This is a genomic window from Thalassospira sp. GO-4 (assembly GCF_023588965.1).
In the GTDB taxonomy this organism is placed as follows: domain Bacteria; phylum Pseudomonadota; class Alphaproteobacteria; order Rhodospirillales; family Thalassospiraceae; genus Thalassospira; species Thalassospira povalilytica.
Window position 1 is genome coordinate 891256 of the sequence record NZ_CP097807.1, and the last position, 22911, is coordinate 914166.

A 22911-nucleotide genomic window follows, 5' to 3' on the forward strand; every position below is an offset into this window, starting at 1 on the left:
ACTAAACCACATGAATTTGAAGCCCGGCCTTTGCGCACCAGTCTTCAAACCGCCCGACACGTGTGGTGTCCACACGTACCTGGATTGATATTCCGTCGGCACCTTCGCTGCGCTGAAGCACTTCGCCCTGTTCATAAAGACGGGCCAGTGACTTGCCATCCGAATAAGGTACGCACAGTTCAAAAACCGGCATATCTTCGGTCAGACGGCTTTCGATCAGCTCAAGCAACGCATCACAATTCCGACCCTTAACCGCTGAAATTGCGATGGTATTGTCGTGCCTGCTTGCATATTCCGTCACCGCTTGAAGGTCATCACCTTCAAGCAGATCGATTTTATTCAGGGCCTCGACCAGTTCTTCGCCATCGATAGCCTTTTGCAGTCCCAGCGCCTTGAGAACTTCAAGCACGTCAAGTTTCTGGGCCTCGGTTTCCGGCGATGATGCGTCGCGGACATGTACGATCAAATCCGCTTCAAGAACTTCTTCAAGTGTGGCCCGGAACGCCGCAACAAGATCGTGCGGCAAATCGGAAACAAACCCCACCGTATCAGACAGAATAACCTTGCGCCCGCTTGGCAGGATCAAACCACGCATGGTCGGATCAAGCGTTGCGAACAACATGTCTTCGGCAAAGACTTCCGATACCGTCAACTGGTTGAACAGCGTCGATTTCCCGGCGTTGGTATAGCCGACAAGCGCAACGATCGGGTATGGAACCCGTCGGCGTGCTTCGCGGTGAAGTTCACGGGTCCGTTTGACTTCTTCCAGTTCACGACGAAGCTTGGCCAACTTGTCGCCAATCAAGCGCCGGTCAATTTCGATCTGACGTTCACCCGGACCGGCCAGGAAGCCACGTCCGCCGCGCTGACGTTCAAGGTGCGTCCAGGTCCGGACAAGGCGGGATCGCTGATAGCTCAGCAACGCCAACTGGACCTGCAAGCGCCCCTCACGGGTGCGCGCGCGATCAGCAAAGATTTCAAGGATCAAGCCGGTGCGGTCAATAACCTTGCACTTCCATTCGCGTTCCAGGTTACGTTGCTGGATCGGGGAAAGCTGGCCGTTGATCATCACGATATCGGCTTCTTCGGCCTTGATCTGCAGACCAAGCCGTTCAACAACGCCGGTCCCGAACAGGGTTGCCGGACGTGTTTTAGCAATGGGCACGATATCCGCGCCCACCACATCAAATTCAAGTGCGCCAGTCAAACTGACAGCTTCATCCAGTCGCGAAGATGCATCGCGCCAAGACGCTGTCTGGTCGGCGCGTTTTAGTTCTGGATGGAAAACCAGGACCCGGGGGGCGTCTGGCGTCGTGCCTCCCCCCGAAGTCAGAGACTCGTCAGCTATTTTCTTCTTCCGTCGCTGGCTGGCTCGGATCAAACAGTTTAATCGGTGTCGTCGGCATTACCGTCGAAATCGCGTGTTTGTACACGAGCTGGGTGTGAGCATCGCGCCGCAGCAAAACAGAGAAATTGTCAAACCAGGTGATGATGCCCTGCAATTTGACTCCGTTGACCAGAAACACGGTAACCGGCGTTTTGTTTTTACGGCAATAATTCAGGAATACGTCCTGAACATTCTGTGATTTTTCCGCCATTGGTTAGACCTAGCCTTCTTTTATGAGCGTTTTTTTGGTTTCGGGCGGTCAAGGAAAATGTGGAGCCGTCGACGTTAAGGTCCGTCACGACCCCTGCCCCATTTTTAATGACCAGTCTGAACTATAAGACTTTCGAGAAGCCTTTTACAACCCTTACAAGCGCCTCGCAATCAGCGAAATGCCAATCAGGGCTAAGAGTCGCAGAATTCTGCGTCTCACTGTGACCGGTTAATTCATCACCAATCAGGATTGCCGTGGCCCCGACATTGCGCGCGCATTGAATATCGACCACACTATCCCCAACAAACCAGAGATTCTCATATTGCGACGCCGAAGAGTCGCCCATTGCCATATGGACCGGATCGGGTGCCGGTTTGTCGTTTGGCGCATCGGTTGCCCCGACGATCTTTCCGAAAAACGGCGTCCATTCAAGATGCTCGGCTTCTTTACGAAGAAAATCACCGTTCTTGTTGCTGACAACACCGATATAGGTGCCGTTGTCACGCAGCGCACACAACAAATCATATGCCCCGGCCAATGGCGTCAGCGTTTCAAGATGGATTGATCTGAAATGGGCATAAAAGCTGTCTTTGGCTGCTTCCCAGCGATCTTCGCCAAACAGAACCGGAAAACTGTCACGCAACGAGCGGGCAACGCGCTGCTTTGTTTCATCAAGCGTCCAGCGGTCCTTGCCGAAATCGTCAAAGGTCATATTCAGGGCGGCCTGAATGGTTCCCCAGCTATCAACAAGGGTGTTATCCCAGTCAAAAATGACGGCCTTTGGCGGATGGGGCAATTTGTCAGACATTTGGTCTTCCGGTGGTATACGGGGCGTTTATTGGTATGAGGAATAATTTTCCCCGCCGTCGATCAGAAATATTCCAGTCGAACAGCAAACATTTTCTCGACCTTTTTGATCTGCTCGGAACCGGCGAACACGACAATCCGGTCGTTGGCTTCAATCACCGTATTAGCGCGCGGCATCACAACTTCGCCGTCACGCAAAATGGCGCCGAACACCACACTGGCCGGCATCGCGATATCCTTGATCGCCTTGCCAACGATCGGCGCGGTTTCGAGTGCCTCTGCCTCAAGCACTTCGCCAAAGCCTTCTGAAAGGCTGTGTACTGCGCGAATACGTCCACGGCGGACATGATGCAAGATCGTTGACACCGTCGTCATACGCGGGCTGATCACGACATCAACGCCAAGTTCGGAAACCAGCGAGTTATAAGTGCTTTTGTTAATCAGCGTCAGGGCGCGCGGGCAGCCATACCGTTTGGCCAGCAGGGACGCGAGAATATTGGTCTCGTCATCATTGGTCAGTGCAACAACGGCCTCGGCATTGCCGACATTCGCCTCTTCGAGCAGTTCCGGATCAAGCACATCGCCGCGCAGGACAACGCTTTTCTTCGGGAGCTTCTGGGCGACATAACGCGCACGTTCCGGATCGGCTTCAACCAGGCGGGTGGTAACACCCGGGAAGTTCTTGTTGATTTCTTCGGCCAGAAACAGCGCAATGTTGCCGCCGCCAAAGATGACAATGCGGCGTGCTTCGGGGTCTTCATGCCCGAATGCCGACATCGCACGGGACACCTGATCGCTCGAAACAGCCAGATAGACAAGATCCCCGGCCAACATCTGATCATCGCCCTTGGGATAGACCGGTTTATCATCGCGGATCATGCCCAGGATAGAAATATTCAGATCCGGGAACAGCTGATGCAATTGACGCAGTGGCGTGTTGATCACCGGGCAATCTTCGTTACACCGCAGGCCAAGGATTTTGACCTTGTCATCGGCAAACGGGATCATGTCAAACGCGCCGGGCGCCTGCAGACGACGCGCGACCGCACGGGCAACTTCCATTTCCGGTGAAATCACCACATCAATCGGAAGCTTTTCGCGCCCGAACAGGCTTGCCCATTCCGGCTGCAGATAAGTCTGGCTTCGGATACGGGCAATTTTGGTCGGCACGTTAAACAGTGAATGGGCGACCTGACAGGCCGTCATATTGACTTCATCGGCAAAGGTAACAGCGATCAGCATGTCGGCTTCGTCGGCCCCTGCCTGCTGCAACACATCGGGATGCGATCCGAACCCGATAATACCTTTGACTTCCAGCGTGTCTGAAATCTTGCGAACCAGTTCTTCCGACTGGTCGATCACGGTGACATCATTGTTTTCCGCAGCCAGATATTTGGCAATGTGGAACCCCACCTGCCCGGCGCCGCAAATGATGACCTTCATCTTGTTATCTCCCGTTCACAACAGTCCAAGATGGGAATGGCCCGATCAGCTGTTCACACCAAGGCTTTTCAGCTTGCGATGCAACGCTGAACGTTCCATGCCGACAAAACTCGCCGTCTTGGAAATATTTCCCCCAAACCGGTCAATCTGGGTTTGGAGATATTCTTTTTCAAACATCTCGCGTGCTTCTCGCAGCGGCAATGCCATGATTTCACTGGTCTTGTCAAAACTTAGCGACGTCGGCACATCAGAAAACAGTTCCGATGGCAGCATTTTACCGCTGATCAGATCCGTTTTGTCGTCATCCGGCGCCATGATCATCAATCTTTCGATGACATTGCGCAACTGGCGAACATTGCCCGGCCAGTCATAGGCATGAAGGGTTGCCATGGCTTCCGGCGACAATTTGCGTTTCGGAAGCCCGGTTGCATCCGCATACCGTTCAAGGAAACGTTCCGCCAATTCGGGAATATCGTCGCGACGCTGCTGCAAGGACGGCACTTCGAGCGGCACGACATTAAGCCGGTAGTATAGATCCTGACGGAATGTCTGTTCGGCAATCCGTTGTTCAAGATCACGCGCCGTTGTTGCAATCACACGGACATCGACACTGACCGGGATCGATCCGCCGACACGTTCAAATGTCTGATCCTGAAGCACCCGAACAATTTTCCCCTGGGTCTCAAGGGGCATGTCTGCCACTTCATCAAGCAGCAAAGTCCCGCCATGGGCCAGTTCAAGCACACCGGTCCGTGCTTCGCGATCCGCAGTTGCAACCGCCCCAAACAGGGATTCTTCCATGGTTTCCGGTGAAATATTCGCGCAATTCAGCACCACAAACGGGGCTTCGGCCCGGGCGGATTTCTGATGAATAAGTCGTGCGACTACTTCCTTGCCCGAACCGGCCGGGCCATGGATCAGAATACGACTGCCTGTTCGCGCAACACGGTCAACAGACTGGCGTAAATTATTGATGACCGACGATTTTCCCAGAAGTTCGGTATCACCACCGGCCCGCAACGTCAGTTCGCGGTTTTCGCGGCGCAGACGCGCATCATCAATTGCGCGTTCCACAACCATCAAGAGACGGTCGGTATTGAACGGCTTTTCAATGAAATCATAGGCCCCGATACGAGACGCTTCGAGCGCGGTTTCAATGTTGCCATGACCTGAAATCATGACAACGGGAACTTCGCTATGCTCGCGTTTGATAAGTTTAAGCGTCTCGATCCCGTCGTGATCGCTTTCATCCATCCAGATATCGAGCACCACCAGACTTGGGCGACGTGCGGACACCTCGGCCAGGGCTTCCTGGCTCGAACCGGCCTGTCGGGTCGTGTAGCCTTCGTCTTCCAGAATACCGGAAATCAACGCTCGAATGTCTTGTTCATCATCGACAATCAGAATGTCGTGCGCCATGTCGGAACCAAATCAATCTTATTATTGTTGCGATTTTGGCAATTTATCAATTGCCCGAGGAAGAAGCGCCCTGCGCCCCTGTTTCAATTTCGGCATCAGTAGGTTGCGGGAAAGATAGTGTCACCGTCGCCCCACTTTCAACGCCGTCGGAGAGTATAAGCTCTCCACCATGGTCTTCCATGATTTTCTTGACGATCGCAAGACCAAGCCCCGTCCCCTTTGACCGCGTGGTCACATACGGCTCTGTCAAACGTTCGCGATGCTCGGCCGGAAGCCCTTTACCGTTATCAGAAACAGCCACAAAGACATGTTGATTGTTTGGTGACACGGTAATCGAAATTTCAATGCGTCCGCGCGGCAACTCGCCACCTTCGGGTTTTTCCCGCCCTTCGATGGCTTCGGCCGCGTTTTTAAGCGTGTTGATCAGACATTGATTAACCTGATGGGCATCACACGAAATCTGCAAATCCTCGATCCCGGACCGGTCAAAGTCATAGGTGATGTTGCTATGCGCCTGCTTTTGCAAAAAGACCGCACTTTTTACCAGTTCACTAAGATTTTCCATCCGCATTTTCGGGGACGGCATCCGGGCAAAACTGGAAAACTCGTCCACCATGCGCCCGATATCGGAAACCTGGCGAATGATCGTGTCAGTACAGGTCTGGAACACATCCTTGTCATCTTCGATCTGTTTCAGATAGCGCCGTTTAAGGCGCTCTGCCGAAAGCTGGATCGGGGTAAGCGGGTTCTTGATTTCATGGGCGATACGGCGTGCGACATCGGCCCAGGCCGCCATGCGCTGTGCGGTTTGCAGTTCGGTCACATCATCAAATGTCACGACATACCCGAATACCGTGCCATCATCGGCCCACTCGGCGGTGACCCGGGCAAGCAATGTCAGATTGACACCATCGCGACGAATTTCGATCTGGCGCGGCTTGCTGCGATCACCGTCACGGCTGAAATCATCAAATAACGGGGAAAATTCCGGGATGACTGCCGTCAGTTCCTGCCCAAGATGCCCCTCAAGGTCGACAGCCAGCAGATCAGATGCGCTTCGGTTAGGCAGATCGATCTTGCGATCCGGATCAAGGCCGATCACGCCCGCAGTCACACCGCCCAGAATGGCCTCGGTAAAGCGCCGGCGTTCGTCATTAAGACGGTTGGCGGCAATCAGTTCATTGCGCTGGGTTTCAAGCTGGGCGGTCATGCGGTTGAACGCGCGGCTTAGTGCTTCAAGTTCATCGCCCTGCCCGTCAAGCGGCACACGGAAAGACAAATCGCCATCGCGCACCCGTTCGGCACCGGTGATCAGTTGCGATACCGGCTGAACAAGCCTTGTTGCCACCATAAGGCCCAGTGTGACAGCCGCCAGCAGCAAAACCACAGAAATCAGCACAAAGATCATGACAAAGGTAATCACGATCCCGGATCGTTCACCTTCAAGACTTTCATAGGCATCAACAGCCCGCCGTGCCTTGTCGATGCGATCAAGCACATTGGGATCAACAAACCGCCCGACCAACAAAAACGCATCGATGAAGCTTGGAATTTTGGCAAGTGCCCGAATGCGGTTGTCGCTGTTCCCAATCATCAGAACCACGTCTTTTTCCCGTGCTTCGTCATAGACTTCGGCGGGAATGGACGCCTGATCGGTATCATAGGAAAAGCTGTATTCCGACTGGGCGATGATTTGGCCCGAACCATCAATCATCATGACTTCGGGCAAACCACGCGCGAGTGCCTGATCGGTCAAAAGATCGGAAATCCGTTCAGGACTGGTGGAAAAATTCACCCCGAACCGCTGCAAATCGGCCGTGGTTGCCAGAACATCGGCACGGATAAGTTCCTGATGCTCCTTAAGATAGGCATCGGCAATGACCATGCTTTCTTCGACTGCTGTTCGAATGCGGTCACTGAACCAGCCCTGAATACCGAAATGCAGGAAGAGCGCGGAAAATACGGCAACAACAATCGCGGGCGTCACAGCCACCAACGAAAACATCAGGACCATGCGGGTATGAAGCTTTGCCCCGGCAACGCCGCGCCTGCGTTCAACCCAGATCTGAACCAGCTTGCGGGCCACAAGAGTTGCCAGCAACAACACCAGCACCAGGTCGATATTCAGCAAAAGCAAAATCAGGCGCGGGTCAGGACGGAACGGCGCCGTCCCCGTCATCGCAAGATAGGTCGCCGTTACCGAAACCAGTGCAGCAGCAACCAGACCGAACGCGAACCGTCGCGATTGGCCAAGGCGCCCCAGAAACCTTACGAAGCCCGATCTCAATATCCGGTTGGAGATCGAACTTTCCGCATTGTTCATTTCGTGCCCCTGACGACTTCCAGCCCAAGATCACGGATCTTTTTGCGGAGCGTATTGCGGTTCAGGCCAAGTACTTCGGCGGCTTTGACCTGGTTGCCGCGGGTTGCTTCAAGCGTCACATTCAAAAGCGGGCGTTCCATTTCGCGCAGGATGCGATCGTAAAGCCCGTTTGACGGCAGGTCTTCTTCATGCGCGTCGAAATATTCGCGGACGTGACGTTCAATGGATTCCGACAAGGATTGCGGCTCGGCACTGGGTGCTGCTTCGCTGACATTGTTTTCCGAAAATTCGGTTTCAATGACATCAACGCCAATCACATCGTGGGAATAAAGCGCCGTCAGACGCCGCACCATATTTTCCAATTCACGAATATTGCCCGGCCAGCGATGCGCCTTGAGACGCGCCATGGCTTCTGCCGACAAGGTCTTGCGCGGCAATCCTTCTTCGCTGGCCTGCATCAGGAAATGATTGACCAGTTCAGGAATATCTTCAAGACGTTCACGCAGCGATGGCAAACGGATCGGCACGACATTCAGGCGATAGAACAAATCTTCGCGGAATGTGCCTTCGCGGATCAGTTTACGCAGATCACGGTGAGTTGCGGCAACAATGCGCACATTGACCCGGATCGGCGTGCGGCCACCCACACGGGTATATTCGCCTTCCTGAAGAACACGCAGCAAACGGGTTTGTGCTTCAAGCGGCATATCGCCAATTTCATCAAGAAACAGCGTGCCGCCTTCGGCCTGTTCGAACCGGCCGACCTTGCGTTCGTTCGCGCCGGTGAAGGCACCTTTTTCGTGCCCGAACAGTTCGCTTTCAATCAGTTCGCGCGGGATTGCCGCCATATTGATCGCAACAAACGGTCCGTGGCGACGCCCGCCATATTCGTGCAGGGCGCGCGCAACCAGTTCCTTACCGGTTCCGCTTTCACCGGTGACCATCACGGTCAGATCGGTATTCATCAGGCGCGCCAAGGCACGATAGATTTCCTGCATGGCTGCCGAACGCCCGATCAGCGGAAGGCGATCATCACCCTCTTCATCTGCTGACTTGCCTGACTGGCTTTCCTGCGGGGTTTCAAGTGCACGATCAACAATGCCCATCAACTCATTAAGATCAAAGGGCTTTGGCAGATATTCGAATGCCCCGCGCTGCGCGGCCTTGACCGCCGTCATCAGCGTGTTTTGCGCGCTCATGACAATGACGCGCAGGTCCGGGCGCAATTTTCGAATACGCGGCACCATGTCCAGACCGTTTTCGTCGGGCATCATGACATCGGTAATCACCAGATCACCGTCCCCATCGGCGATCCAGTCCCAAAGAGTGCGGCCGTGACCGGTGCTGCGGACTTCGTGACCCTGACGCGACAATGCCTGCGTCAATACGGTACGGATGGCCCGGTCATCGTCAGCGACCAGAATTCTTGCAGGGCTCGTGCTCATGCGGTGTGTTCCCTGTTATCGATTATTATCGGTTGTTCACTGGCCCCCTCGGCCAGCGCACGATTATAGATCGGCAGCATGATCTGGAATTCTGCGCCGCCCCCCGGCACATCTTTCACTTCGATCACGCCACCATGGTCATTGATGATTTTCGCAACCAGTGCCAGCCCAAGCCCCGAACCGGTCGGTTTCGTCGTGACAAACGGATCAAACAGGCTTTCGCGCATGTCTTGCGGAATGCCCGGACCATTGTCACGGACCGATACCACCAACGGCAAATGCACACGCGCATCACCGCCGGCAACAGCCAGCCGGATGCCATGCTGATAGCGGGTTGATATGATGATTTTGCCATCTTGCGGATCAACGGCTTCGCCGGCGTTCTTCACGAGGTTAAGAAACACCTGGATCAACTGATCGCGGTTGCCAAATACCGGAGGCAAGGACGGATCATAGATTTCTTCAAACGCAAGGTTCTTGGCAAAACCGTTTTCAGCCAGACGGCGCACGTGTTCAAGAACCGTATGAATGTTTACAGCCCCGCGTTCCATCGGCTTGTCGGAGAAAATCTCCATCCGGTCGACAAGCTCGACAATGCGGTCGGCCTCGTCACAAATCAGCCGGGTCAGAACGCGGTCGTCCTCATTACTGGTTTGCTCAAGCAACTGGGCCGCCCCGCGAATACCCGATAGCGGGTTTTTGATTTCATGGGCCAGAATGGCGGCCATCGCGCTGACAGAACGGGCAGAATTGCGGCTTAGAAGCTGATTATCGATTTTCTGGGCAATCGAGCGCGGCTCGAATGTCAGAACCGCGCAGTCGCTGTCATCAGGCATCGAACCAACGGTAAGGTTCACGGTATGCTTGCCGATTTTCGGGCTTTCAATCAGCAGATTGTGGTCTGCAACCAGCGTCGCCTCGTCAATTGCCTGCTTGATCAGCGAAAAAACCGGACTGTCTGACGGTATAAAGTCGCTCAAATCGCTGCGGCACAGAACGCTGGCGCTGGTGTTAAACAGCTGTTCGGTGGCCTGATTGACAAACCGGATCTTCCCATCCCGGTTGGCGACGACAACTGCACTTGCAATTGCGTTCAGCACCCCGGTCGGGTCAACCCCGTTGCCTTTTCCAAATCCCAGTCTCATTCAATTCTTCCCCGACGACGTTAGTTTTATATCGCCATATTATTGTTATCGAGCAGTCAGGCTGCTTCCTGACTGTATTTGACTTCGTTTTCGATCAGCGGTTCATAAAACGCACGAATTTCACCTTTTACCAGATCAGGATCATCCAACACGTTGACAACACGCCGAAATTCCGTGGCATTGCGCAAGCTGTTGCAGTACCAGGCCAGATGTTTGCGTGCGATGCGCACACCCTGACGGCCATGATGATCAATCATTGCGTCGTAATGGCGCAAGATCGTCTGCAGTTGCACCTCAAGGCTCGGAGCCGCCAGCTTTTCCCCGGTTTTAAGATAGTGCGATATTTGTGCCAAAAACCACGGTCGGCCCTGTGCCCCGCGCCCGACCATGACACCGTCCGCACCGGATCGACGCAGCAATTCTTCGGCGTCTTCTTCGCTGGTAACGTCACCATTGCCGATCACCGGTATGGAAACAGCATCCTTGACCAGTGCAATGGCATCCCAGTCCGCGTCCCCCTTATAGAACTGGCAGCGGGTTCGACCATGGATGGTCAGCATCTTGATGCCAAGATCCTCGGCAATTTTCGCAAGGGACGGCGCATTGCGGTTGTCGTCATCCCAGCCCAGCCGCATTTTCAGCGTTACCGGCACAGAAACGGCATCAACCGTTGCCTTGATGATATCAGCAGCAAGTTTTTCATCGCGCATCAGTGCCGAACCGGCATAGCCCTTTGTGACTTTTTTGGCCGGGCAGCCCATATTGATGTCAATGATCATTGCCCCGCGCGCTTCGTTCATACGGGCGGCTTCGGCCATTTCTTCGGGCTCGGTTCCGGCAAGCTGAACAGAAAGCGGGCTTTCGGCTGCGCAATCACCGTGCATCTTGCGCACTTCTTTTTCATGTCGCTGGATGCGGGTCATGGCATCTGACGCAATCATTTCAGACACAACAAGATGTCCGCCAAACTGGCGGACCTGCTGACGAAATGGAAGGTCAGTCACACCTGACATTGGTGCCAGAATAACATTCTCTGGCACATGTACAGAACCGATCTGCAATGACATGAAGGTAATCCGATTGCCTAAAACTTGGGCAGATTAATAAAACTGGCTACGAGTTGCAACAACTCTAAGCGTCTTGCGGAAATTATCGTTGCCTGACGCGGGTCCATCACATGCAAAGACCACAGTTCAGACGATAACTGACACCTCATCCGCCCTGATGCCGACAGTGCCTCAATCCGTTATCGGTTACGCTATTGGCTTAATGGTTTCGGGGTCTAGCCGACAATATATCCGGTGACAAGCCGTACCCCCGGAAAGGCCAGCGTCAAAAGCAGCCATGCACCAAGGACAAACCGCACGGCCATGCGCCCGCGCAGCGTCGATTTTTCATGGATAAAGATCAAAACGCAGATCGTGGCAAACCCAAGTAAGGTCAAAAGCATCTTGTGATCAATTGCCCAAAGACTGCTGCCTTCGACATAACGCAGCGCAAAGCCGGATACGATCCCGATTATAAGAACCCAGGCGGACCATTTCAAAAACCCGACCAGCATATATTCGCTGTCGCGAAGTGGCGGCAACCGGCGGCTCCAGCGTGTCGGTTTGCGGTGCTTAAGGGCATGTTCCTGCACGATATAGGCCATCGCAGCAATCGCGGCCAATGTAACCAGCGCATAGGTCACAAGCGAACTTCCGATATGCGCCCAAAGCCATCCGGAATAAAGCGCAGGCCCGGTTACAGTCGGCGGAACATGTTTGCCAAACAGATTGAAGATCGCAGCCAGCAACGCAAACAGAAGCAGGTAACCGCCAATATATCCGGCTAGCCGCCAGACCTGATGGGGGCCTTTGCAAATCACAAGCCCGCCAAAAATCATAATGACAGACAGTTCCGACCAATGCAGAGCCGCTGCGAACCCGCGCGACTGGACTTCCTCACCGCTCAGACCAAGTACGACCATCGTTCCGACTGCCGCAAGGCAAATCGATCCATACAGCCATATGTCACGCTTGGGTTCGGCCCGCATGATCTGGGCTGTCAGCGGCAGCAAGGCCAGAATATGAATATAGGCAGCAAGCATGTGTTGGTCCGTTTCTGTCACAAGACTTCAATAAGACTTGAAAAACCAAATGGCGACTTGGCAAAGGCTTCGCAGAAAGATAGCCTGCGGCGCAATTCAGACAAGCCATGGCATCACGTTTATGACCAAAAAAATAGGGGTTGTCATCGTTGCAGCTGGCAGCGGTAGCAGATTTGGCGACCCAATACCAAAACAATATCACACGCTTGGCGGCAAAACACTGCTTGGCCATTGTATCGAATGTTTTGCCCGCCATACATCGCCTGAACTTGTGCAGGTGGTGTATAACCCCGCACATCAGGACTGGTATGATGGCGCGATTGCAGCACTCGGGGCTGATATCACCACCCTGCCCGCGCCGGTTGGCGGCGGCGTGACGCGACAGCAATCGGTCCTGAATGGCCTGCGTGCACTGTCAGCACAAAAGCCCGATATTGTTCTGATCCATGATGCGGCACGGCCGGGTATTTCCGATGATGTGATTACCCGCGTGATCAAGGCACTGGAAACCCATACCGGTGCCATTCCCACATTGCCGGTCGCCGATACCATCAAACAGACATCCCGCGATGGCGTGATCACGAAAACCATCCCGCGCGACACATTGCAACGTGCACAAACGCCACAAGGCTTTGTCTTTGAAACCATTCTGGCCGCGCATGAACAATTCGAAGGCCAGGAATTCACAGATGATGCAGCACTACTTGAGGAACTTGGACTTGACGTGATGTGCATCGAAGGCACATCGGCAAATGACAAGATCACAAAACGCGATGATTTTGACCGCGCCCACGACTGGATCGACAGCACCAACAAGGATAATGCATCTATGCAGCAGGAAGAATACCGTGCCGGTACCGGCTTTGACGTTCACCGTTTTGCACCCGGTGACCATTGCATCCTGTGCGGTGTCAAAGTGCCGCATACCGCACGTCTTGACGGCCATTCCGACGCGGATGTTGGCTTGCACACCCTGACAGATGCCATTCTTGGGGCCATCGGAGCCGGCGATATCGGCCAGCACTTTCCGCCCAGCGATATGCAATGGAAAGGTGCCGCATCTGATATTTTCCTCAAACATGCAGCCGGCCTTGTCCGCAAGCGCGGTGGCCGCATCGTGAATGTCGATCTGACTCTGATTTGTGAACGCCCCAAGATCGGGCCGCATACCAAAGCCATGCGCGAAAAGGTGGCCGAAATTCTCGAAATCGATGTCGATCGCGTCAATGTCAAAGCCACCACGACCGAACGCCTTGGCTTTCCCGGACGCGAGGAAGGCATTGCCGCCCAGGCCGCGGCAAGCATTGCCCTGCCGATCGGCTGATCATTCATCTGAGATAAATCCGATAGATACAGCAAAGGGCAGGATCATGATCCTGCCCTTTGTATTTGAATATCAGTGTGGCCGACGTTTTTACGAGGCCGCGGAACCGCCTTCTTCTTCCGGCAATTGATGTTTCATCAGAACCGGCACCTGCGCCATGCCAAAGACCATGGTGATCGGCATAATTCCCCAGACCTTGAAGGCCACCCAGGTGTCGGTCGAAAAATTGCGCCAGACGAATTCATTCACCACGGCAAGAAACACAAAAAAGAACGCCCAACGCCAGGTAAGGATGCGCCACCCTTCGTCGGTTGCCTTGAACGCGCTTTCAAGAACCAGTTTCAGGAACAGCTTACGCGCCATCAAACCGCCAAACAGGATGGCCGCGAACAACAGGTTCACAATTGTCGGCTTGATCTTGATGAACAGATCGTCATCGAGATACAGCGTCAAGCCGCCAAAGACGATCACAAAAACCCCGCCGATCAACGGCATAACCGGAATGGTTCGGGCAATCACATAGGACGTAATCAGCGCAACAACCGTTGCTGCCACAAATACGGCCGTTGCCGTCATCAGATTGGTCGTTGCATTGACCCCAAAGAAAAGGATCAACGGCCCCATTTCGAGGGCCATTTTGGTAAGCTGGTTCATTAAAAGCACTTCACTTCATGAATTGAATTTGCGCCATCCTAGGGGGCCAAGACAATCGATGCAATCACATCAACCGTGATCCGGCTCCCAATTGTCCCTGTAGCCATGAAACATAGTCGTGATTGCCACGACCCAACGGAATTTCAAGAATACAAGGCACCTCATAGGGGTGATGTTCTTCAACCCATTTGGCCAGAAACTGGGCCTTGTTTCGTGATGTCTTCAGAATCACGACCAGTTCGCTTTCTTCTTCAACATCGCCATTCCATTCATAAATCGCCGTCATCTGGGGCAAAACATTCGCGCAAGCAGCAAGCTTTTCACAGATTGCACCCCCGGCGATGACGCGTGCGATTTCCATGTCCGGTACAGTGACATAAAGAAACGACATTTCACTGTCCTGAAATCCGGTTTCTGTCATTGCGATTGCTCCATGGTTGATAATCCGTCACACTGGATAACAGACGATGTTTATGACACCAATCATATCATAACGGTGCGGGGAGTACCGATGACGGGGAAAAAACATTCGAAACCCACCGACGTACAACTTGAATGGCTTCGCCGTGGCTTAAGCCAACCTGGTGGTAAATTGCCGCTATTTGATGGCAACGGCAAACAAATCAGCGAAAAAACTGTCCGCAGCTGCATTGAACACGGCTGGGCGGCCCCATGGTTTGACAACCCTGTCAAACCCGATTGGCTGATTTGCAAACTGACCGATGAGGGACGCCGGGTCGCAAGCGCCATCAGCGACAATTAAACCGACCACGGTCAATTGCATCCAATCACCAAAGCATACTGATCCGATCAGCCGGGCGCGGGGTATCAATACATACCCCGTTCACAACATGCATGTTCGTCATGACCCTGTTCAGAACTCTGCCGGTTTTCCTGACCATCCTGATATGTTGCGCCCTGCCCAGCCCGTTACAGGCAAATGAGGCCGATGACACCGCCCCGTGGGAAATCTGGAAGCGGGATGGTGTGCACGCCCTGATGCGCCATGCGGTCGCCCCGGGAACCGGTGATCCGGCCAATTTCCGAATTGGCGATTGCAGCACACAACGAAACCTTGATCAAACCGGTCGCGATCAGGCCCGCGAAACCGGCCGTAAAATCAGGGAAATGGGGATCAGGATTGATTTGGTGCTAAGCAGCGAATGGTGCCGCTGTGTCGATACCGCGATATTGCTGGACCTTGGCCCGGTCACCAAGGAGCCATCACTGAATTCATTCTTCCGCGATCGCAGCACAGAAAGCGTGCAAACCCGCCAAATAACCGATTTGTTGTCGGAACTGCCGCCCGGTACCAAAACACTGTTGGTAACCCATCAGGTCAACATCACGGCCCTGACCGGAATATATCCCCGATCAGGTGAAATCATTCTGATCAGACCGACGGAAAACGGCAAAATAGAAACACTTGCCCGTCTGATGCCATAACCGGATCAAGCGACCATTCGCGATCAAATTTCTGTTGGGAAGATATTGGTCGGAGCGAGAGGATTCGAACCTCCGACCCCCTGCACCCCATGCAGGTGCGCTACCAGGCTGCGCCACGCTCCGACCGTATAGATGCGCTCTGTGGCGCGGCTCGATAAATAGCGGCGCCACGCCAAAGACGCAAATGATTTTTACGGATTTTTTTTGACTTCCTGCAGGCTCGCCCGAAGGATGCCTTGCAGCTCTTGCAATTCACCCAGAACGCTTTGCAATGCCGATTTATCAATCGATGCGTCAGCAGTACGAGACGCCACACCGCCAGCAACGTGGGCGGCTGTGCTTTCCTGTTCGGCTTCGGATGCACTGACCGTAATTTCAGACGGCAACTTGCCCTTGTTCTGATCAAGAAGCTTCTGGACACCTTTGATGGTGAAACCCTGATCATGAAGCAGCGAACGGATATTTGCCAGAAAGTCGATATCTTCCGGCCGGTAATAACGACGCCCGCCAGCACGTTTCATCGGCTGGATCTGTGGAAACTTGGATTCCCAGAATCTCAGTACGTGCTGCTGAAGACCAAGCTCCTTCGCGGCCTCGCTAATTGTGCGAAAAGCAGAGTCAGACTTTGCTGAACGGCGGGTTGATCCCGCCTCAGCCCCCAAGTTCGTTTTCATGAGTTCTTTTTCTTAAGCGTTAATTCTGGCTTTCAGAACCTGTGACGGCCGGAAAACAAGCACCTTCCGCGGAAGGATTGGTACTTCTTCGCCCGTTTTCGGGTTCCGACCGATACGCTGTCCTTTCTGACGAACAGAGAAGCTCCCGAACGAGGAAATCTTCACTACTTCGTCTTTGATCAGCGCCGTCGAAATTTCATCAAGAACGGTTTCGAGTAGCTGGGCGGACTCGTTCCGCGACAGACCTACTTCCTGGTAAACGGCTTCTGCGAGATCCGCACGGGTAATCGTTGTTTCCGACATATCAGGCCGCCTCCTTATTACGGGACTTTATACACAAGGCTATATCTGGTGGCGAAATCAGTCAATATCAACAGGATACACTGCTTTGCGGCGGAATGTTGTGATTTTTGCGGAAATGCCGTGTTTTTCCGCCCCAAAGCTGCAATCCGATCGCGGGGTTTTACCAGCGGACCAGCGAAGCCCCCCAGGTAAATCCGCCGCCCATTGCTTCAAGGATCACGATGTCACCGCGCTGGATGCGACCGTCATGGACAGCCTCGGACAGCGCAAGCGGGATCGATGCCGCCGATGTATTGGCATGCCGGTCAACGGTGACAACAACCTTGTCAGGCGAAATACCGAATTTTTTGGCCGTACTGTCAAGAATACGACGGTTGGCCTGATGGGGAACCAGCCAGTCAATTTCAGATGCATCAATTCCCGTATCAGCAAGAACTTCGCGAATAACACCGGCAAGATTGGTCACCGCATGACGGAAGACTTCCTTGCCTTCCATGCGCAGATGCCCCACAGTCTGCGTCGCAGACGGACCGCCATCGACATACAGCAATTCATATTTGCTGCCATCGGAATGCAGACGACTGGCAAGGATCCCCTGGTCATCGATGGTCCCTGCCCCTTCGACAGCCTGGACGACGACAGCACCGGCACCATCACCGAACAACACACAGGTCCGGCGGTCTTCCCAGTCAAGGATGCGCGAAAAGGTTTCTGCACCGATGACAAGTGCGGTTTTGGCCTGTCCGTTGCGGATATACATATCCGCCGTCGTCAAACCATAGACAAAGCCCGAACATACTGCCTGCACGTCAAAGGCAAAGCCCGTGACGCCAAGACGGTTCTGAACCTTGGTTGCGGTTGCCGGAAATGTGTTGTCCGGCGTCGCCGTCGCGACAATGATCAGGTCGATGTCTTCGGCGGTTACACCGGCATGATCCATCGCCTTGATGGCAGCTTCATAGGCAAGATCGCTGGTAGTTTCACCGTCGGCCGCAATGTGGCGCTGACGAATGCCGGTACGCGCAACAATCCATTCATCAGACGTATCGACGCGCTTTGCCAGATCATCATTGGTTACAACATTTGCAGGAAGGTATGAGCCGCAACCAATAATGCGAGAACGAACTGTCATGATTTGGGGACCGCCAGTTATCTTTATGTGTTGGTGAGTTTATCAGTCGGCTTGACCAGCCGGAACTGCGACTTCCTGCTCGACGTTTTCCAGTCCGGTCATCGCCTGTTCAAAAGCTGCAAGTTCATCTTTGATGCTGTCATTGAGTTTGTTGACGATAAGGTCATGACAAACGCCAATGGCATTGGAAAAGCCGAGAGCATCGGTGCCGCCATGACTTTTCACAGCAATACCGTTAAGCCCAAGCAGCATCGCGCCGTTATAACGTCGCGGGTCCATTCGGTCGCGGAAACGCTGCAACGAGCGGCGGGCCAACAAATAGCCGACCTTCGCAAAGAAGGAGCTTTTGAATGTTTCACGCAGGAAATGTACCAGAAGACGGGCGGTACCTTCGGCGGTTTTAAGCGCCACGTTACCGGTAAAGCCATCGGTGACAATCACATCAACCGTGCCCTTGGCAAGGTCATCGCCTTCGACAAAGCCTTCGAAACGGATTGGCAAATCGATATCGCGCAGGATCGCGGCCGCCTTTTTGACAGACTCGTTACCCTTAAGTTCTTCGATCCCGACATTGAGCAAACCGACCGACGGTTTTTCAAGGCCGAACAAAATGCGGGTAAACACTTCGCCCATCAGTGCAAATTGCACGAGGTTGTTTTCGTCGCATTCAATATTGGCACCCAGATCCAACATGACGGTCTCGCCACGCTGGGTCGGCATGTATGTCGCGATTGCCGGGCGGTCGATGCCGCGGACGGTTTTCAGCACAAACTTGGCCATGGCCATCAGAGCACCGGTGTTTCCGGCAGACACGACACCTTGCGCGTCCCCTTCTTTCACGGCGTTGATGGCAAGACGCATACTGGAATCACGGCGCTGGCGCAGGGCGACAGAAGGCTTGTCTTCCATCGAGACTTCCTGCGATGCGTGGCGAACCTCGCTTACGGCTTCCAATGCAGGATATTTCGCAAGCATCGGCTTGAGCCGTGCTTCATCACCAAACATCAGAAACTTGAGATGGGGCAGCCGTTTAAGTGCAATTTCAGCACCTGCTATGACCATCTCTGGCGCGTGGTCTCCTCCCATCGCGTCAAGTGATATGCAAACCTGTTCAGGCAACGTATTCTCTTATGGTTGTTCTAAAATTTCTGAACCGGATATCCGGCAGGTCAGCCATATGGCTAAGCACGGTCAACTGGTGGCCGGAACGCCCGTAATTACCGGAATTCTCGACCAGATACAAGGTAAAGCCGAGCCAGTTATACAGACCATCCTCTCTTTGCGCACCGCCATAGTGCCGGCCAAAAGTGAAATGCCGGTAAATACCGGCATATTCAAGCACCCTAATTCTCAGGCTTTTGGCCGTTTGCAGCCGTCAATTTTTCTTTTCAAGCTTGTCTTTAAGACCGGCAAGCTGTGCAAACGGGTTCGGACGTTTTTCTTCGTCAGCTTCTTCTTCGGTTTTGACCGCTGCTGGCAGTTCCGCACCTTCCTTGCGCGGATACGGGTTCATGGCAACGGCCAGAAACTGTGCCACAACCTCGCCCAAATCGATTTTGCCATCGACCAACGGTTCCGGCTGATCAAGCAACGCCATCAGTTCTTCTTCTGACAGGTCTTCCAGATCATCCGGATCAGACGGCAAGTCGTCTTCGGATACATGCGGTGAAAACAGAACTTCAATGGTGTCTTCGACCAGTTCGGGAACCGGTTCGAGCGTCGCAACGCAATTCTGTACGATTTCGGCCGTCATCGGTCCGCGCACAGTGACTTCGCCATTCGACGCGGTACAGATCGTCAATTCCGCTTTCAGGCTGTCAATGGACACAAGCTCGAAACGCTTGGCGAGTGCTGCGCGTTCCTTTTCATTGGCTTCGATCGCCAGCTTTTCTTTCGCGCTTACCTGTTCGTCCGTTTTGACGATACGCGAAAATTCGGGTGCGAAGGTATCAGGCATCAGGTCTTTCTTTCTATTACGGGGCAGTCACGGCAAGTTTGGGCGCATCGGGAAAATGCACAACACCGCGCTGCAAATCTAAAATAGGCTGTTTGGCAAGGGACGCCAGTGCATCATGCACATAGCCGACCATCGCCATAAGCTGTTCATCGGACACCTCGGTGTCCGCATAAAGGTTGCGGTTCAATGCGGCGGCGAGTTCAGCCGCGCCAGATTGAACTCCTTCCTCATAGGCAACGATCCGACCATGATAGGATTCTGACATCTTGCGGATCCTTTTGAGGATTCCGACATCGCCAATGCCCATCTCGCGCATGTTCTGATCAAGATCAGCAAACATCACATCAAAGATGTTCTGTGCCAGATCCTTGTCCCCTTCGTCGGCTTTCAAACGACGAAACAGAACAAATGCATGGACCAGAATCAGGTCAAACCGTCCCTCCATCGTGTCGGGAACGCCCAGCTTTGCATAAAAGTCCGGCTGGCGTGCCTGGGTTACCATTGCGGTGTAAAGTTCAAAGGCAGCAGTTTGCTTGCGGTCTTTTTTCTTAAGCCATCCAAACAACAGTAACACTCCTTCGTTGACATTCCTGTCATGGCACGCAGAATGCCGTAAATCTTTTTCGGGTCATCTCTGCCCCGATCATTGCCCGGCAATATCATGCGCCTAGCGCAGAAACTCAAGGCAATTCCGGTTAGGTTTCAACAAGAGGGTCGCTCTGGTGAGCTTCATGCATAACAAAATTACCCGCTTTCCCCTGATCATGCTGGCAGGATTGGCTGTTGTCTATGTCTCGGCATGCAGCCCGCGGATCGCCACACGCGGCAACGCACCGGACCCAGAACTGCTTGAACAGATCTCGGTGGGAGAATCGACCAAGGGTGATGTCACCGATATTCTTGGCTCTCCGTCCACGATTGCCGCCTTTGACGAAAATGTCTGGCTTTATATTTCCAGAACCACCGAAACAGTTGCCTTTTTCGAGCCGGAAACCGTCGAACAGAAAGTGATCCTGATCAGCTTTGACGCCGCCAACCGTGTCGAAATCCTGAGCCAGTATGATCTTGAAGACGGCAAGCCTGTCATCCCGACCGATCGGGTAACACCAACTGCCGGTCGTGAAATAACGATCCTTCAGCAGCTGTTTGGCAACCTTGGCCGGTTCAGCGAAAACAAGTAAAAGCTGATCAGCAACGTTTGATCGTTGCCACCCTATTTGAAATGGTCGAACCCGCCCGGTGCGAGTTCGGCCATTTTGCCATCCAGCCCCCGCACAAGAACCTCGCCAACCTGATCGGTCACCGACCCGATAACCGTGACCTGATCCCCCAGGGCCGCGATGTCATTTGCCGCCCCGGTAATCAGCAATTCATAGTCGTCACCGCCCCCGAGAATCTGGTTCCAGCGTGACGGATCGGATGCCACGACAGCGCGTGCGGCATCCGAAAGCGGGATATCTCTCAGCTCAAAGACCATACCGACCTTTGACGGGCCGCAAATCTTGCGGCAATCCCCGGCAAGCCCGTCAGACAGGTCCATGGCGGCAATACGGGTTTCAAGGCCCAGACAGGCCTTTGCCACATCCAACCGCGGCCGAGGCACCCAGTAACGGTCCTTAAGGAAATCTTCCATAGCTGGGGCAACACCCGTCAAATCACCGCTTAAGACCGACAATCCCAGTGCGGCATCGCCAAGTGTTCCGGATACTGCAATAACATCGCCCGGGCGCGCCTGATCGCGGCGAAGCGCCCTGCCCGCTGGAACATAGCCAAATGCGGTTAAACTGAAAAATGTCGGGCCGGGTGTGCCAACGGTATCACCGCCAAGCAACGACACGTCAAAAAACGCGCAATCCTGGCCAAAACTTTTGGCAAACCGGGAAATCCAGTCTTCGGAAAGGTCGCGATTATACCCTGTGGTCAAAACAATCCCGCCGGGTCTCGCCCCCATCGCGGCAAGGTCAGACAGGTTCACACGCAATACCTTTTGCGCGATTGTTTCCGGGGTATCGATGGTTCGGAAATGGACATCGGCCACCAGTGCGTCAGTCGTCACAACGACTTCGTGCCCGGCTGGCGGCGAAAAAACGGCCGCATCGTCCAAAAGCGACAATGCGGCCGGGTCCCGTTGCGCAATAGGCGCAAAGTGCCGCGCGATCAGATCAAATTCGCCAGATCGCGCCGCCATATCAATTCTGCCCGGCTTCACCAGGACGCAGGTTCTTGCCAATACGGTCAAGCACAGCATTCACGAGCTTGGGTTCGTTTTCGTCAAAGAACGAATGTGCCGCATCGACATATTCGGTGATCACCACCCGCATCGGAACGTCTTCACGCGCCATCAGCTCATAGGTGCCCGCACGCAGGATGCTGCGCAGGACGGTTTCAAGGCGCTTGGTGGTCCAGCCTTTTTCAAGCGCACCGTCAATCAGCGCGTCAATATCGATCATCCGCGCAGCCACACCCTGTACGAGATCGGCAAAGAAACCACGATCCGGATCGATCAGGTCTTCATTGCTGACATCAAGGTCGCGTCCGCCGTCACCATCAAGGCGGAAGTCGGAATATTCGCGCACGATGTCGATGGCCGAAAGTTGGGACAATTCGGCCTGATAAAGCGCCTGAATTGCGGCGAAACGCGCTGCGCTGCGCCGCTGGGCGGCTGATGCCTTTGGTTTATCGGTCATTACTTGTGATGTATTCCAAAATGGTTTTGAACTTCGATCTGGCGCAGAACAGCATTGGCAGCTTCACCGCCCTTGTTCTTTTCGTCCGCCTTGGCCCGTGCCAGCGCCTGTGCCTCATTTTCAACGGTCAGAATACCGTTGCCAATCGCAAGATTGTAATCAAGGCAAAGCTGCATCAGTGCACGGTTGGCTTCTTCGCAGATGTGATCATAGTGTGTCGTCTCGCCGCGGATAACGCAACCAAGTGCAAGATACCCGTCATAGCGCGGCCCGGTTGCCAATTCTTCCATCGACTGGACGGCATAGCGGATCGCAATCGGCACCTCGAACGCACCAGACACCGAAATACGGTCCCACGTAGCACCACCGGCTTCCAGAGTCGCAGCAGCCCCTTTGACAAGGTCTTCAACGATATGCGTGTAATATGGCGCATCCACAATCAGAATGTGGGGGGCATTGGTCATG

At 53.9% G+C, this 22911-nt stretch carries 26 protein-coding genes and 1 tRNA gene; 4 read left to right on the plus strand and 23 right to left on the minus strand.

Features of this window, described 5'->3' with window-relative positions:
* Position 1: 1 nt before the first annotated feature.
* From hflX to ccsA, 10 genes are all read right to left on the minus strand, one after another.
* Entirely contained in the window at positions 2 to 1333 is a 1332-nt protein-coding gene (gene hflX / locus M9H61_RS04270) for a GTPase HflX (RefSeq protein WP_371833739.1), read from the minus strand.
* Positions 1334 to 1340: 7 nt separating this feature from the next.
* Complete coding sequence (hfq, locus tag M9H61_RS04275; protein WP_008891082.1) at positions 1341 to 1598, minus strand: RNA chaperone Hfq; 258 nt, start codon at positions 1596 to 1598, stop codon at positions 1341 to 1343.
* A 121-nt stretch (positions 1599 to 1719) separates the two neighbouring features.
* Positions 1720 to 2406, minus strand: coding sequence for an HAD family hydrolase (locus M9H61_RS04280; RefSeq protein ID WP_101246265.1), 687 nt, complete (start codon positions 2404 to 2406; stop codon positions 1720 to 1722).
* A gap of 62 nt (positions 2407 to 2468) precedes the next feature.
* Entirely contained in the window at positions 2469 to 3848 is a 1380-nt protein-coding gene (trkA, locus tag M9H61_RS04285) for a Trk system potassium transporter TrkA (protein ID WP_068519041.1), read from the minus strand.
* A 45-nt stretch (positions 3849 to 3893) separates the two neighbouring features.
* Positions 3894 to 5267, minus strand: a complete 1374-nt coding sequence (locus M9H61_RS04290; protein WP_250283595.1) for a sigma-54 dependent transcriptional regulator — start codon at positions 5265 to 5267, stop codon at positions 3894 to 3896.
* A gap of 46 nt (positions 5268 to 5313) precedes the next feature.
* Positions 5314 to 7590, minus strand: a complete 2277-nt coding sequence (locus M9H61_RS04295) for a PAS domain-containing sensor histidine kinase (RefSeq protein ID WP_250283597.1) — start codon at positions 7588 to 7590, stop codon at positions 5314 to 5316.
* Positions 7587 to 9035, minus strand: coding sequence for a nitrogen regulation protein NR(I) (gene ntrC / locus M9H61_RS04300; protein ID WP_068519038.1), 1449 nt, complete (start codon positions 9033 to 9035; stop codon positions 7587 to 7589). The genes M9H61_RS04295 and ntrC overlap by 4 nt, the downstream gene beginning before the upstream one ends.
* On the minus strand, positions 9032 to 10180 hold the full coding sequence (locus M9H61_RS04305) for a nitrogen regulation protein NR(II) (protein WP_068519037.1): 1149 nt from the start codon (positions 10178 to 10180) through the stop codon (positions 9032 to 9034). Before M9H61_RS04305 ends, ntrC begins: the two co-directional genes overlap by 4 nt.
* 56 nt (positions 10181 to 10236) lie before the next feature.
* On the minus strand, positions 10237 to 11247 hold the full coding sequence (gene dusB / locus M9H61_RS04310; protein ID WP_250283599.1) for a tRNA dihydrouridine synthase DusB: 1011 nt from the start codon (positions 11245 to 11247) through the stop codon (positions 10237 to 10239).
* A gap of 215 nt (positions 11248 to 11462) precedes the next feature.
* A complete protein-coding gene (ccsA, locus tag M9H61_RS04315) occupies positions 11463 to 12269 on the minus strand; it encodes a cytochrome c biogenesis protein CcsA (RefSeq protein WP_250283601.1) in 807 nt (268 codons plus the stop codon).
* 121 nt (positions 12270 to 12390) lie between these two features.
* Between ccsA and M9H61_RS04320 the strand changes: the two genes are divergently transcribed.
* Positions 12391 to 13593, plus strand: a complete 1203-nt coding sequence (locus tag M9H61_RS04320; protein ID WP_250283603.1) for a bifunctional 2-C-methyl-D-erythritol 4-phosphate cytidylyltransferase/2-C-methyl-D-erythritol 2,4-cyclodiphosphate synthase — start codon at positions 12391 to 12393, stop codon at positions 13591 to 13593.
* A gap of 90 nt (positions 13594 to 13683) precedes the next feature.
* On the opposite strand, the gene M9H61_RS04325 is transcribed toward M9H61_RS04320, so the two are convergent.
* Together M9H61_RS04325 and cutA are read right to left on the minus strand one after the other, a co-directional pair.
* Positions 13684 to 14247: a septation protein A gene (locus M9H61_RS04325; protein ID WP_068519033.1), complete on the minus strand. Its 564-nt coding sequence runs from the start codon at positions 14245 to 14247 to the stop codon at positions 13684 to 13686.
* Positions 14248 to 14311: 64 nt separating this feature from the next.
* The gene (cutA, locus tag M9H61_RS04330; protein ID WP_250283605.1) at positions 14312 to 14668 is read right to left on the minus strand and encodes a divalent-cation tolerance protein CutA; all 357 of its coding nucleotides are present in this window, start codon (positions 14666 to 14668) and stop codon (positions 14312 to 14314) included.
* 12 nt (positions 14669 to 14680) lie between these two features.
* Between cutA and M9H61_RS04335 the strand changes: the two genes are divergently transcribed.
* Both M9H61_RS04335 and M9H61_RS04340 read left to right on the plus strand, forming a co-directional pair.
* Complete coding sequence (locus M9H61_RS04335; protein WP_318271663.1) at positions 14681 to 15010, plus strand: hypothetical protein; 330 nt, start codon at positions 14681 to 14683, stop codon at positions 15008 to 15010.
* Between the two features lie 101 nt (positions 15011 to 15111).
* Entirely contained in the window at positions 15112 to 15693 is a 582-nt protein-coding gene (locus M9H61_RS04340) for a histidine phosphatase family protein (RefSeq protein ID WP_250283608.1), read from the plus strand.
* Positions 15694 to 15739: 46 nt separating this feature from the next.
* Here the strand turns inward: M9H61_RS04340 and M9H61_RS04345 are convergent.
* The 8 genes from M9H61_RS04345 to M9H61_RS04380 form a co-directional block, all read right to left on the minus strand.
* A tRNA-Pro gene (locus M9H61_RS04345) sits at positions 15740 to 15816 on the minus strand.
* A 68-nt stretch (positions 15817 to 15884) separates the two neighbouring features.
* Complete coding sequence (locus M9H61_RS04350; protein ID WP_250283610.1) at positions 15885 to 16367, minus strand: MerR family transcriptional regulator; 483 nt, start codon at positions 16365 to 16367, stop codon at positions 15885 to 15887.
* A 12-nt stretch (positions 16368 to 16379) separates the two neighbouring features.
* Complete coding sequence (locus M9H61_RS04355; protein WP_033069712.1) at positions 16380 to 16670, minus strand: integration host factor subunit alpha; 291 nt, start codon at positions 16668 to 16670, stop codon at positions 16380 to 16382.
* A 160-nt stretch (positions 16671 to 16830) separates the two neighbouring features.
* The gene (locus M9H61_RS04360; protein ID WP_114113285.1) at positions 16831 to 17802 is read right to left on the minus strand and encodes a beta-ketoacyl-ACP synthase III; all 972 of its coding nucleotides are present in this window, start codon (positions 17800 to 17802) and stop codon (positions 16831 to 16833) included.
* 42 nt (positions 17803 to 17844) lie between these two features.
* Positions 17845 to 18921, minus strand: coding sequence for a phosphate acyltransferase PlsX (gene plsX / locus M9H61_RS04365; RefSeq protein ID WP_206927638.1), 1077 nt, complete (start codon positions 18919 to 18921; stop codon positions 17845 to 17847).
* Positions 18914 to 19144 (minus strand): hypothetical protein, encoded by a 231-nt coding sequence (locus M9H61_RS04370; RefSeq protein WP_250283612.1) that lies wholly within the window; start codon positions 19142 to 19144, stop codon positions 18914 to 18916. Before M9H61_RS04370 ends, plsX begins: the two co-directional genes overlap by 8 nt.
* A 33-nt stretch (positions 19145 to 19177) precedes the next feature.
* Positions 19178 to 19759 (minus strand): DUF177 domain-containing protein, encoded by a 582-nt coding sequence (locus M9H61_RS04375; RefSeq protein ID WP_250283615.1) that lies wholly within the window; start codon positions 19757 to 19759, stop codon positions 19178 to 19180.
* 16 nt (positions 19760 to 19775) lie between these two features.
* The gene (locus M9H61_RS04380) at positions 19776 to 20324 is read right to left on the minus strand and encodes a ubiquinol-cytochrome C chaperone family protein (protein WP_101246460.1); all 549 of its coding nucleotides are present in this window, start codon (positions 20322 to 20324) and stop codon (positions 19776 to 19778) included.
* 166 nt (positions 20325 to 20490) lie between these two features.
* Here M9H61_RS04380 and M9H61_RS04385 point away from each other — a divergent pair, with 166 nt between their 5' ends.
* Positions 20491 to 20940: an outer membrane protein assembly factor BamE gene (locus tag M9H61_RS04385; RefSeq protein WP_068519026.1), complete on the plus strand. Its 450-nt coding sequence runs from the start codon at positions 20491 to 20493 to the stop codon at positions 20938 to 20940.
* A 32-nt stretch (positions 20941 to 20972) separates the two neighbouring features.
* On the opposite strand, the gene thiL is transcribed toward M9H61_RS04385, so the two are convergent.
* Genes thiL through ribH form a run of 3 tightly spaced genes read right to left on the minus strand, consistent with a single transcriptional unit; the run spans position 20973 to position 22910 of the window.
* The gene (gene thiL / locus M9H61_RS04390) at positions 20973 to 21947 is read right to left on the minus strand and encodes a thiamine-phosphate kinase (RefSeq protein ID WP_250283617.1); all 975 of its coding nucleotides are present in this window, start codon (positions 21945 to 21947) and stop codon (positions 20973 to 20975) included.
* A gap of 1 nt (position 21948) precedes the next feature.
* Positions 21949 to 22446 carry a transcription antitermination factor NusB gene (nusB, locus tag M9H61_RS04395; RefSeq protein ID WP_068519024.1) on the minus strand — a complete coding sequence of 166 codons (498 nt, stop codon included), beginning with the start codon at positions 22444 to 22446 and terminating at the stop codon, positions 21949 to 21951.
* Positions 22446 to 22910, minus strand: a complete 465-nt coding sequence (gene ribH, locus M9H61_RS04400; protein ID WP_068519023.1) for a 6,7-dimethyl-8-ribityllumazine synthase — start codon at positions 22908 to 22910, stop codon at positions 22446 to 22448. Before ribH ends, nusB begins: the two co-directional genes overlap by 1 nt.
* Between the last annotated feature and the right edge of the window lies 1 nt (position 22911).